General features: G+C 70.4%; 11 protein-coding genes and 1 pseudogene. 8 read left to right on the forward strand and 4 right to left on the reverse strand.

The genetic code is table 11. The annotated features are described in order from the left end of the window. Positions 1-80: 80 nt before the first annotated feature. Positions 81-1391, reverse strand: a complete 1311-nt coding sequence (locus RIN46_RS12765; RefSeq protein ID WP_309082112.1) for a nicotinate phosphoribosyltransferase — start codon at positions 1389-1391, stop codon at positions 81-83. Between the two features lie 110 nt (positions 1392-1501). After that, positions 1502-3634, reverse strand: a complete 2133-nt coding sequence (locus RIN46_RS12770) for a DUF222 domain-containing protein (RefSeq protein WP_309082113.1) — start codon at positions 3632-3634, stop codon at positions 1502-1504. Positions 3635-4072: 438 nt separating this feature from the next. On the opposite strand from RIN46_RS12770, the gene clpS reads away from it, so the two are divergent. The 8 genes from clpS (at position 4073) to RIN46_RS12810 (ending at position 10256) form a co-directional block, all read left to right on the forward strand. Next, a complete protein-coding gene (gene clpS / locus RIN46_RS12775; protein ID WP_309082114.1) occupies positions 4073-4372 on the forward strand; it encodes an ATP-dependent Clp protease adapter ClpS in 300 nt (99 codons plus the stop codon). Beyond that, entirely contained in the window at positions 4372-5022 is a 651-nt protein-coding gene (locus tag RIN46_RS12780) for a DUF2017 domain-containing protein (RefSeq protein WP_309082115.1), read from the forward strand. The genes clpS and RIN46_RS12780 overlap by 1 nt, the downstream gene beginning before the upstream one ends. 57 nt (positions 5023-5079) lie before the next feature. After that, positions 5080-6045: a glutamate racemase gene (gene murI / locus RIN46_RS12785; protein WP_309082116.1), complete on the forward strand. Its 966-nt coding sequence runs from the start codon at positions 5080-5082 to the stop codon at positions 6043-6045. A 3-nt stretch (positions 6046-6048) separates the two neighbouring features. Beyond that, positions 6049-6984, forward strand: coding sequence for an MBL fold metallo-hydrolase (locus tag RIN46_RS12790; protein WP_309082117.1), 936 nt, complete (start codon positions 6049-6051; stop codon positions 6982-6984). A gap of 69 nt (positions 6985-7053) precedes the next feature. Next, positions 7054-7845 carry a ribonuclease PH gene (rph, locus tag RIN46_RS12795; protein WP_309082118.1) on the forward strand — a complete coding sequence of 264 codons (792 nt, stop codon included), beginning with the start codon at positions 7054-7056 and terminating at the stop codon, positions 7843-7845. Then, the gene (gene rdgB / locus RIN46_RS12800) at positions 7842-8468 is read left to right on the forward strand and encodes an RdgB/HAM1 family non-canonical purine NTP pyrophosphatase (RefSeq protein ID WP_309082119.1); all 627 of its coding nucleotides are present in this window, start codon (positions 7842-7844) and stop codon (positions 8466-8468) included. Before rph ends, rdgB begins: the two co-directional genes overlap by 4 nt. A 59-nt stretch (positions 8469-8527) precedes the next feature. Further along, positions 8528-9190, forward strand: coding sequence for a DedA family protein (locus RIN46_RS12805; RefSeq protein WP_309082120.1), 663 nt, complete (start codon positions 8528-8530; stop codon positions 9188-9190). A 16-nt stretch (positions 9191-9206) separates the two neighbouring features. Beyond that, entirely contained in the window at positions 9207-10256 is a 1050-nt protein-coding gene (locus tag RIN46_RS12810) for an exonuclease domain-containing protein (protein ID WP_309082121.1), read from the forward strand. 64 nt (positions 10257-10320) lie between these two features. Here RIN46_RS12810 and RIN46_RS12815 read toward each other — a convergent pair whose 3' ends face one another. Together RIN46_RS12815 and RIN46_RS12820 are read right to left on the reverse strand one after the other, a co-directional pair. Next, a complete protein-coding gene (locus RIN46_RS12815) occupies positions 10321-11178 on the reverse strand; it encodes a hypothetical protein (RefSeq protein WP_309082122.1) in 858 nt (285 codons plus the stop codon). A 55-nt stretch (positions 11179-11233) separates the two neighbouring features. Then, positions 11234-11360, reverse strand: a pseudogene (locus RIN46_RS12820) (IS481 family transposase); the annotation flags it as partial.

Raw genomic sequence — 11360 nt, forward strand, 5'->3', positions numbered from 1 at the left:
CGGCGCAGCTCGGCGAGCCCGGGGTCGACCGGCCGGGCAATTCGAGCCAGGGTGCCCGTCCGGTCAGCGGTCTGACTGGCTCAACGAGTGACGAGCTCGGTCGGGATCACTGGCTCGCCCTTCTGCAGCTTGCGGGCGATGCCCGGCAGCTCCTGCACGCTGGCCTGGTGTCGCTCGGCGGCTCGACGCACGCCCTCGGGGCCCGTGAATCCGGGCTGGACCTCCCCGTCGAGCACGAGGGGGACGATCAGCTCGCGATCGTTTGAGTCCGCTTCCGGGCGGAACCCCACGCCGACCAGCTCGGCCGTGGCACGCCCGCGCTCGTTGATCTGGCGCACCGCCAGCTTCCTGCCCCCCACGCTGGCCTTGTTCTTGGCGGCCTTGGCCACGTCGACGAATTCGCCGGACTCGTTCTGCCGAGAGACCAGCTTGTACACCATGGACGCTGTCGGCGCGCCGGAGCCGGTCACTAGCGATGTCCCTACGCCGTAGGCGTCGACCGGCGCCGACTGCAGGGCAGCAATGGCGTATTCGTCCAGGTCGCTCGTGACCATAATGCGCGTGTTGTGGTTGCCCAGGTCGTCCAGGAGGACGCGGACCCAGCGGGCCTGATCGACCAGATCGCCTGAGTCCAGGCGGACGGCGCCAAGCTCGGGCCCGGCGACCTCGACAGCCGTGCGGACGCCTTCCTCGACGTCGTACGTGTCCACCAGCAGAGTGGTGTCGCGTCCGAGCGAGGCGACTTGTGCCTCGAATGCCGCGCGTTCTGAGTCGTGCAGCAGCGTGAACGAGTGCGCCGCAGTCCCGACCGTCGGCAGACCGTACCGGAAGCCAGCCTCTAGATTGGAGGTGGAGCCGAATCCGGCGATCACCGCGGCGCGGGCGGCGGCCACGGCCGACTCCTCCTGCGTGCGGCGCGAGCCCATCTCCACGCACGGGCGACCGTGGGCCGCAGCGACCATGCGCGATGCGGCGGACGCAATCGCGGAGTCGTGGTTGAGGATCGAGAGAATCAAGGTCTCCAAGATGCACGCTTCCGCGAACGTCGACTCGACAGTCAGCAGCGGGGACTGAGGGAAGTAGAGCTCGCCTTCGGCATACCCGTGGATGCTACCGGTGAAGCGGAACTCACGTAGGAAGTCGAGCGTCGGGTCGTCCACTACACCGTTGTCCGCGAGGAAGTCGAGCTCCTCCATGGAGAACCGGAACCGTGGCAGCGCTTCCAAGATCCGGCCTGTGCCGGCGACCACGCCGTAGCGACGGCCCTCGGGGAGTCGACGGGAAAATGCCTCGAAGACGGATCGGCGGTGCGCAGCTCCGGACCGCAGTGACGCCTGGAGCATCGTCAGTTCGTAATGGTCGGTGAAAAGCGAGGTCGGCTGCTGCCGCATGGGTGGCTCCTGCTGGGTGCTGACGTACTGGCCGGGACGCGCTGGCGCTGCCGATCACTCTAAACCGTTCGGAGCTGTGAACCGTTGCCGCCGTTCCGTAGGCGGTCAGCTCAGAAGGGGATGGGTGTCGGTTCGGGTGGGTCGAGGGGCAGGAGTGCTGTCTGGTCGGCTGTTTCGGGGTGGAAGTAGGGGTTGCGCATCAGGGGCCTCTGCGGGTCGACGGTCGCCGGTGGGCGCCAGAGTGGGATGCCGGTGGTGGTGTCGATGTCCCAGGTGCTGTTGTCGGCCAGGGTGTGGTGGAACAGGCAGCACAGGGCTCCGTTGGATACGTCGGTGGTCCCGCCTTGGTGCCAGGGGATGATGTGGTGGGCCTCGCACCAGGTCGCCGGGACCGTGCAGCCGGGGAACGTGCACCCCCGGTCGCGGATGGTGAGGGCGCGGCGCTGGGCGGCAGTGAAGGTCCGCTGGGCCCGCCCGAGGTCCAGGACCTGGCCCTGGTCGCCGAGCACGGCCGGCAGCACCGCCGCGTCGCAGGCCAGTTCCCGCAGCTGCGCCGGCGGCATGGTCGGGGTGTAGATGCCCCGGCTGATGGGCAGCCGCCACGACGAACCACCCGACAGCTCAGCCAGTGAGTCGCCCGACGGCTCATCCGGTAACTCGCCCGGTGGGTCATCCGGTGAGTCGCCCGATGGACCGGGCCGGGCGGCTGGGCCGTTGAGCCCGTTGGGCCCGTCGGTTCCGTTCGTCTGGTGCAGCAGGGTCTGGTGGTCGATGGTGACCATGACGACGGGGCGTTGGCCGCCGGTGGAGGGCAGCCGGTCCGTGGCCAACGCGATGTTCAGGGCGGCGAGGATCCCGTCGAGCTCCTGCTGCGCCCGCGACCGATCATCCGCGAGCGCGGCGCCGGGCTCGGGCAGGAACGCCACCGGAACCGCCGAAGCACCGGGACCCGGATCAGGATCAGGATCAGGGCCGGCACCGGCGGCGACGCCGCCGCCGGCGGTCGTCTCGCCGCCGCCGGCCGCGGAACCGCCATGATCCTTCTCGTGCTCGTGCTCGTGCTCGTGCTCGTGCTCGTGCTCGTACGCGTGCCCGTGCTCGTGTCCGTCGGCGTCGGCGTCGACGCCGACGTCGCTGCTCGTGCCCGTCCGGTCCGTCTCCGCCGTGGCGGTCGCGGAGTCGCCACGCCCGTTCTCGTTCTCATTCTCGTGTCCGTCGACGCCGCCACCGGCGTCCGTTCGCGCCCCGCCGGCCGCGGATACAAGCCCGTCGGCGGCCACGTCGGAAAGCGGGCCGCCTGCTCCCGGCCCATCCTGGCCGTCGGCGGCCACGTCGGAGAGCGGGCCGTCTGCTCCCGGCCCGTCCGTATCGGGGACGGGCCCGCCGGCGGCAGATCCCTTCGCTCCGGTCGCCTCGTCGTTGATGTCGTTGATGTCGTTGATGTCGTTGATGTCGTTGATGTCGTTGTTGGTGCGGGGGTTGGTGGCGGCGCCGGTGACGGTGCGGAGGATCTCGAACTGCGCGGTCGTGACGTTCAGGTGGAACCGGTGCAATCCCTGCCGCCGGCCCTTGTAGAACAGTCCCTGCTGGGACTGCTTGACCGCCGCGGAGGGCTCGAGGCCGTCCTGGTCGATCGCGACCTCCCACTGCTGGGCCACGGCCTCGACAGTGCGCGGATCGAAACGCCGGGCCGCCTGCGCGAGGTTCTCCTCCATCGCCTCCCACATCCGCACCGCGTCCGGGCCGAGCTGTCCGGCCCGCGGGGCCACCCGGTCCAGGCAGCGCACCGCGATCACCGCGGCCTCCGCGGAGACCTCCCCGGCAGCAGCAGCCTCGCCCAGGTGCGGGTACCTCGGCACCAACGCCTCACCGGTGAGCGCACGGCGGGGCAGCAGAGACCCGGCCAGGTTCAGGCGCCGGTTCGTCTCGGTGGTCGTGACGCGTTCGGCGTGCCGGTACCAGTCCGCGGTGCTCTTGAACTCCGACAATCCCCGGCCCGTCCCGCCGGCCCCGGCCCCGGCGAGATCGGCCTCCTCCGCGACCCGCGCCCCCAGGACCCGCCCGAAGTCCGTGCCCCGGCCCACGCCCTCGAGCAGGTGCACCAGCCGGGCCGCCGGCCCCGGATCCCACGGGCCTTCGCAGACCGCCTCGGCCGTCTCCGCGAGAAGCTCCCGGACCACCACACCCAAGGCCTCCCACCGCTCCACCAGGCCAGAGCGCCCGAGCGCGGAGCCTGCGGCCACCGCCGAGGCCACAGCGGCGGACCCGTCAGGGGGAGTCTCTGCGGCCCCGGCGCCAGAAGCGGACGAAGCCGAAGGACCCGGCCACGGATCGGTCGACACGGCAGAAACAGGCGCGGCATCTGCTGCTGCTGCCGCAGGCGCTCCGCCCGCCCCATCCGCTCCGGTGAAATCCATGTATCCATCCTCGCCCGCCATCAGGTTGGACGCCCGGACAGCCGGCACCACTGTGCACGGCAACGCCCGCCAACGGACCTGTGGAGGACAAGTCGCTGGGTCTGGACCCCTCTGCCGTTGCGTCAGCCGGGGACAGGAAAGGGCCACGGCCGCCGCTCCCGGTAAGGAGGCGCCGACCGCACAGGGAACGTGTGGGTCCGGGCACTGGAGGCCGCGTGGGCTCCTGGCGTGGGCGAGACGGCGAAACGGATTTAGACTGGAGGAATGCCCGTGCTGACCCCCGAGACAGTGGAAGAGACCGCGGCCGACACGTCGCCGGCCTACGAGATCCCGTACGTCCTGATCGTCTGGAACGATCCGGTGAACCTCATGAGCTACGTGAGCTGGGTGTTCCGCAGCTACTTCGGCTACTCGAAGGCCAAGGCCGACGAACTCATGATGGAGGTCCACACCCTGGGCCGATCGGTGGTGGCTACCGGGTCGCTGGAGAAGATCGAGGCGGATGTGGCGGCGATGCACCGTTACGGTCTCTGGGCGACGTTCAAAAGGGCGGATGAGGCCTGATGGCGCGCGCCTTCAAGAACACCCGTCGCGGAGTCACCGGCCATCTGGAGCGCGCGGAGCGCGATCTCCTGCGCAATCTGTTCGACGACGTCATCACCCTGCTGGAACCGGACGAGGACGCCCCGGCCGTGCCGCCGTCGTCCCCTGAACGGGATCCGCTGTGGGAGCTGACGGGCCTGAGTCCGGAGGACTTCGCGGCCAGCGCTGGGGGAGCAGCGGTCGAGCCGCCCCGAGACCCTGCCCTGCGGCGACTACTGCCGGACGCAGTGAAGGACGACGACGCCGCCTCGGCCGAGTTCCGCGGCCTCACGGAGCACGCGCTCCGGCAGTCCAAGACGGCCTCGCTGCGGGCTGCGAAGCTGGCGTTGGAGACCTCGCGTCTGCATCTGGACGACGCGTCGGCTCCGCGCTTCGCTGCGGCGCTGAACGACGTTCGGCTCGTTCTCGCGGAGCGGCTGGGCATCGAGACGGAGGAGGACGCCGAACGCGTGCACCGGTTGGAGGACTGGGCGGAGGCCGAATCGGTCGACGACTACCTCGCACTCGTCTACAACTTCGTCACCTGGGCCCAGGACAGCCTGATGGTGGCATTGTCCGACCGAATCGAGCTGGACCTGGACGGCCCCTTCGGCGAGGGCCACGTTCGCTAGGGATGTCGGGATGATCACACGGGCGCCGGCGACCGCATCGGATATTGTCGGGTGATCATGAACGTCGTTCCTGTCGGCACCGGTGAGGTGCCCCATCCTCCGCAGTCCGCGGAGCCGGTGCGGCAGCTGCGCGCCTCGGCCCCCATCGGGATCTTCGACTCAGGCGTCGGCGGCCTGACCGTCTCGCGCGCGGTGCTGGACCAGTTGCCCAACGAGTCGACGCTGTACGTCGGCGACACCGCTCGCAGCCCGTACGGGCCGCTGCCGATCGCCGAGGTCCGCGCGAACGCCCTCGGAATCATGGACGAGCTCGTCGACGCCGGTGTCAAACTTCTGGTGATCGCCTGCAATTCCGCCTCGGCCGCCGTGTTGCGCGACGCGCGGGAGCGTTACACCGCGCGGTACGGCATCCCGGTTGTCGAGGTCATCCAGCCAGCCGTCCGGCGCGCGGTCGCCGCGACCCGCAACGGCCGGATCGGCGTGATCGGCACACGCGCCACCGTGGGCTCGCGCGCCTACGACGACGCGTTCGCCGCCGCCCCCCATCTGCAGGTCTCCTCGGTCGCGTGTCCGCGGTTCGTCGAGTACGTCGAGCGCGGCGTCACCACGGGCGAGGAGCTGCTGGCGACCGCAGAGGAGTACCTGGCCCCCCTCAAGGCGGCCGGCGTCGACACCCTGGTGCTCGGCTGCACGCACTACCCTCTGCTGACCGGCGTCCTCTCCTACGTCATGGGCGACGGGGTCACACTCGTCTCCAGTGCCGAGGAGACGGCCAAGGACGTGTACGCGGCCCTGATGCGTACGGGGCTCTCGCGGGTGGACTCCACGGACCCGAGCCATCACTTCATCGCCACCGGCGACGCGACCGCCTTCGAGTCGCTCGCGCGCCGGTTCCTCGGTCCCGAGGTGCTCGGCGTCGAGCACGTCGATCACGTCGCGGCTCGCTACCCGACGGGTTCCATCGCTATGGTGACTCCAGAGATGACCGCCCGTGCGTCCATCGGCGACAGTGCCAGGAAGTAGACCATGAAACTCACCATCATCGGCTGCACGGGCTCCTTCCCGGGCCCGGGATCGCCGGCCTCCTGCTATCTGGTGTCAGCGTTCGACGGCGAACGCGAATGGAAGATCCTGCTCGACCTCGGGTCGGGCGCGCTGGGCGTCCTGCAGCGCTACACGGATCTGAAGGACCTCGACGGGATCATGATCACGCATCTGCACCCCGACCACTTCATGGACCTGTGCGGCATGCATGTGGCCATCCGGTGGGATCCGAACGGCTGGGGGCGTGAACGGATGACCGTCTACGGTCCCGGCGCCACGGAGGACCGGATCGGCACCGCCTACGGGCTGGCGCCGACGGACCCCGAGGGCATGCACAAAGACTTCGACTTCCGTGCCTGGGAACCTCTGACGCCGGTCGAGATCGGTCCGTTCCGGATCACCCCGTACCCGGTGCGCCACCCCATCGAGGAGGCGTACGCGCTGCGCGTGGAAGCGACCGAACCGGTGGCCGACGGGACCCTCATGACGTCCGTCCTGACCTACTCGGGGGACACCGACGCGTGCGAGGGCCTGAACGAGGCCGCCCGCGACGCCGACATGTTCCTCTGCGAGGCCGCGTTCGAGGAGGGCAGGGACGACGCGATCGAGGGCGTCCACCTGACCGGCAAACGCGCGGGGGAGGCCGCGAGGGACGCGGGTGTCCACCGGCTCCTGCTGACCCACATCCCGGTCTGGACGGGCATCAACCAGGTCGTCGACGAGGCGACGGAGGTGTACGACGGCGGCATCGCCGTCGCGGTCTCCGGCGTCACCTACGGCGTGTGGTCCGGCACGCGGCTCGGAGACCCACGCGACATGCCGACCGCTCCGGTCGCGCTCGTCCGTCCGGATCCCGAGCAGCGCGTGTGGCCGGGCCGTCCTCGGCGCGCGCCGGGCAGTAGGGGAAGCGGGCGCTAGCCACCGCTGCACCGCGCGGGGCCCCGGGAGTGCCCCAACCGAGGGGCCGTCGCGCCTAGACTTGAATGCATGACGAGCACACCCCCACAGGCCAGCGTGACCGCAACCGGAGCAGACATCCTGCGCGCCGACGGGCGGACCAACGACCAACTCCGACCGATCACCATCACCCGCGGCTGGTCGAGCCAGGCCGAGGGCTCGGCTCTGATCGAGTTCGGCAACACCCGAGTGCTGTGCACCGCCTCCTTCACCGAGGGCGTGCCGCGGTGGCTGAAGGGCGAGGGCAAGGGCTGGGTCACGGCCGAGTACGCCATGCTGCCCCGCGCGACCAATACCCGTAGCTCGCGCGAGTCAGTCAAGGGCAAGATCGGCGGCCGCACGCACGAGATCTCCCGGCTCATCGGCCGGTCCCTGCGGGCGATCATCGACACCAAAGCGCTGGGCGAGAACACGATCGTCCTCGACTGCGATGTGCTCCAGGCCGACGGGGGGACGCGAACCGCGGCGATCACGGGGGCCTTCGTCGCACTGGCCGAATCGATCCGCTGGGCCCGGCAGCAGGGGCTCGTCCACAGGAATGCCAAGGTCCTCACGGACACCATCTCTGCGGTGTCGGTCGGCATCATCGACGGCCTGCCGATGCTGGATCTGCCCTACGTCGAGGACGTGCGCGCTGAGACCGACATGAACGTGGTGGTGACCGGGTCAGGGGACTTCGTCGAGGTCCAGGGCACTGCCGAGGGCGCCCCGTTCAAGCGCGAGGAGTTGGACGCCCTCCTGGATCTGGCCCTGGCCGGCACAGCCGAGCTCTCCCGGATCCAGCGTGAGGCCCTCGGGGTCGAGGGCGGGGAGAGCCTGTGAGCGGGCCAGCCCCCCGACTGGTCCTCGCCACGCACAACCAGGGCAAGGTCCGCGAGCTGCGCGAACTGCTGCGCGGACAGGTCCCCGGCCTGGACGTGGACACCCAGGTCGTCGACGCCGGCGCCGTGGACGCCCCCGACGTCGCCGAGACCGGGCTGACCTTCGCGGAGAACTCCCTGCTCAAGGCGCGCGCCGTCGCCGAGGCCACCGGCTTGCTGGCCATCGCCGACGACTCGGGGCTGGCTGTGGAGGTGCTTCATGGCGCCCCCGGGATCTTCTCCGCCCGTTGGGCCGGCCGGCACGGTGACGATCAGGCCAATCTGGACTTGCTCCTGGCGCAGCTGCAGGACATCCCCGACGAGCACCGCGGAGCGGCGTTCGTGTGCGCCGCGGCACTGGCGGCGCCGCACGGCGACGCAACGGTGCGGGAGGGGCGACTCGAGGGTCGGCTGCTGCGCGAACCGCGGGGGGCCGGCGGTTTCGGCTACGACCCCGTGCTGCTTCCCGTGGGCGAGACCCGCAGCTGCGCCGAGCTGAGTCCGGCGGAGAAGAATGCGATCAGCCACCGCGGTCAGGCCTTCAGGGCGCTGCTGCCGGAGATCACCGCCGCACTGGCGGGCTGACCCGCCCCTCCACCGGCGAGGGCCGGTGGAGCCCCGACGATTGGATCCATGTGAATGCGATGACGACAACCGCGCCCGCTTCCGGCGGATGGCTCAGCGGCCTCGCCGACTGGGCTGTCGGCCTGATGGAGACGATCGGAGCGCCAGGCGCGGCCCTCGCCATCGCCCTGGAGAACCTGCTCCCTCCGCTGCCCAGCGAACTGATCCTGCCCATGGCCGGGTTCGCGGCGAGCCGCGGCTCCTTCACCATCGCGGAGGCCTTGATCTGGACGACCCTCGGGTCCGTCGTCGGCGCGTACCTGCTGTACTGGATCGGACGGGCGCTCGGCAGAGACCGCACCCGCCGCCTCTTCGGTAGACTTCCACTGGTCTCCCCGGAGGACGTCGACCGGGTCGAGGCGTGGTTCGACCGGCACGGGAGCAAAGCCGTGTTCTTCGGCCGCATGGTACCCGTCTTCCGGTCGGTGATCTCGATCCCCGCTGGAGTGACCGCTATGCCGCAGAGCCGGTTCCTGACCCTGACCTTCGCCGGCAGCGCCATCTGGAACACGATCTTCGTCCTCGCCGGGTACTTCCTCGGCGAACAGTGGCACGTGGTGGAGCAGTACGCTGGCATCTTCCAGAAGCTCGTCGTCGCCGCGATCGTCGTCGCGGTGGCCATCTGGCTGCTCAAGCGGATCCGTGCGCGCCGAGCCTCCCGAGACCAGAACCCCGCCGCCTGAGCACCGACTGCGAGCCATGACTTACGACTTCACCGCCATCGACTTCGAGACCGCCAACGGCTTCCGTGGATCGGCCTGCTCCGTGGGCGCCGTCAGAGTCCGGAACGGCCGCATCGTCGAGGAGCAGCTGTGGCTGATGCGGCCGCCGGCCGGCTACGACCATTTCGACCCACGAAATGTCCAGATCCACGGCATCACCCCGGAGCGGGTGGCTTCGGCGCCCCGCTTCCGCGAGGTCTTCGGAGCCCTGAATGATTTCATCAACGGGGACCTCGTCGTCGCGCACAACGCGGCGTTCGACCTGGGCGTCATCCGCTCCGCCCTCGAGGTCTCGGAGCTGTCCGGGCCCGCGTTCGAGCACGCCTGCACCGTCATCCTCTCTCGACGCAGCTACCGGTTGGCGTCGTACTCGCTGCCCTTCGTCGCCGAGGCCGCCGGGGTGCCGCTGATGAACCACCATGATGCGCTGGAGGACGCGCGCGCCTGCGCCGGAATCATGATCGACGTCGGACGGATCCACGGCGCCGCCGCCCCGCGGGAGCTGAGCGCAACGGTCGGAGCCGCCTTCAGCACGGCTCCGGCCTACGCCGTGGGCGACGAGCTCTCCCGTGCCACCCGGGACGCCCGCAACTGGAGGGCCAGCGGCGCGCCCATCCCGAAGCAGCCGGACTGGGCCGTGTGGCCGCAGGAGGGCCCGAACCCGGATCCCGATCCAAGGGCTGATGCCTCACATCCGCTGTACGGCCAGACTGTCGTCTTCACCGGCAATCTCGGGATCAGCCGCCCGGAGGCGAAGCAGCGGGCGGCCGGCTGCGGAGCGCAGACGGCCAGCCGTGTCACGCGCAGCACCAGCATGCTGGTCGTCGGCGACGGATTCGTCGCCACGGACCTCCGGTCGGGCCGTCTGACCTCGAAGGCCCGGCAGGTCCTGCGCTATCGGGAGGCCGGGCAGGAGGTCGAGATCGTCTCGGAGGGGGAGTTCCTCCAGATGGTCGGCGGAGGCTGGTCCGAGGGGACGCGCGCCGCCCGCTCCGGAAGCGCGGCATTCGGCGACGCCGCCTCCTGAACGCGGTACTCCTCCGCAGTCGCCAGCATCGGCGAGGCCGCCGGGCGCGGTCCGGAGACCTGGGTCAGGCCGGAAGGACGAGCATCCGCCAGCGGCGAGCCGTCTCCACGGCCAGAGAGGAGCCCCGCCGGTCGCGCCACGTCCCCGGAAGTGCCGCAGTACCGTGGGCTGCGCCGGCGAGGGCCAGCGACAGAAGCAGAACCCCCGGGTCCTCCGCAGCCGTCCCGGCCAACAGTCGATCGGCGGCCCCTTCCGGCCCGGCCGCCGTAACCACGGCCCCGAGCGCGGGGCCGAGACCGGGGACGTCGCGGTGCGCCGCGTGGAGTTGTGCGAGCACGGCCCGCGCGTCCTGGGCCGAGACCAGCTGCCGCACCGCGGCCGCAGTCGTCGCGGCCGGTTCGAAGAGACTGCGCTGCGAGATCAGTGCGGCGGCGTCCGTCCCCAGATGCCGTGCGGTGGCATCGGCGGTCTGCGGAAGGAGTCCTGGCACGGCAGCGCAGAGGAGAGCCGCGGCGGAGTCGGTCCCGGACGAATTGGGGCGGGACGTGCTGCCCATCTCCACCCGATCCAGGGCTGTGGCCACCGCTCCGGGGGCACGTGTCAGCCGGTGCCCTGGACCTCGCACGACGTCGTCGTCGATCCAGCGGTCCAGCGGTTCCGGCGCGCCGGCGGGGAAGGCACCGGTCGTGCGGCGGTGCCAGCGCAGGGCCGCCAGCCACATGCATGCGGCCTCGTCCGAGCCCACGCCCTGATTCGCCCATTCGAGCGCCTCGAGCAGCCCGTCCGCGATGTAGAGCTGGAGGAGATGCAGGCCGTCCAGTTCGTCCGGGGCGGAGACCAACCCGGGAGCGGCCCAGAACGCGGTGGCACGGTCGAGGAACACGTCGACGGAGAGGGGCGGGGGTGTCGTTGGAAGGCTCACTCCTCCATTGTCCACGTCGGCAGGTGTCCGTGCGCCAACGTATCGGCGTCGCGTCCTAGGTGTTCTGTCCTTGGAGGTTGGGTACGCGGTCTGCCGGTGAGGCGCCTGCGAGTGCGGTGTGGCCGCGGTGGTGATTGTAGTGGTGTAGCCAGTCCTGGAAGGCGGCGACGCGTTCGGCTTCG

Origin of the sequence: Zhihengliuella sp. (genome assembly GCF_031178195.1) — a bacterium.
GTDB lineage: Bacteria > Actinomycetota > Actinomycetes > Actinomycetales > Micrococcaceae > Zhihengliuella.

Coding starts and splice junctions, on each gene's coding strand:
- RIN46_RS12765 (WP_309082112.1), bottom strand. CDS start 1,391: ATGCGGCAGCAGCCGACCTCGCTTTTCACCGACCATTACGAACTGACG.
- clpS (WP_309082114.1), top strand. CDS start 4,073: ATGCCCGTGCTGACCCCCGAGACAGTGGAAGAGACCGCGGCCGACACG.
- RIN46_RS12780 (WP_309082115.1), top strand. CDS start 4,372: ATGGCGCGCGCCTTCAAGAACACCCGTCGCGGAGTCACCGGCCATCTG.
- murI (WP_309082116.1), top strand. CDS start 5,080: ATGAACGTCGTTCCTGTCGGCACCGGTGAGGTGCCCCATCCTCCGCAG.
- RIN46_RS12790 (WP_309082117.1), top strand. CDS start 6,049: ATGAAACTCACCATCATCGGCTGCACGGGCTCCTTCCCGGGCCCGGGA.
- rph (WP_309082118.1), top strand. CDS start 7,054: ATGACGAGCACACCCCCACAGGCCAGCGTGACCGCAACCGGAGCAGAC.
- RIN46_RS12805 (WP_309082120.1), top strand. CDS start 8,528: ATGACGACAACCGCGCCCGCTTCCGGCGGATGGCTCAGCGGCCTCGCC.
- RIN46_RS12810 (WP_309082121.1), top strand. CDS start 9,207: ATGACTTACGACTTCACCGCCATCGACTTCGAGACCGCCAACGGCTTC.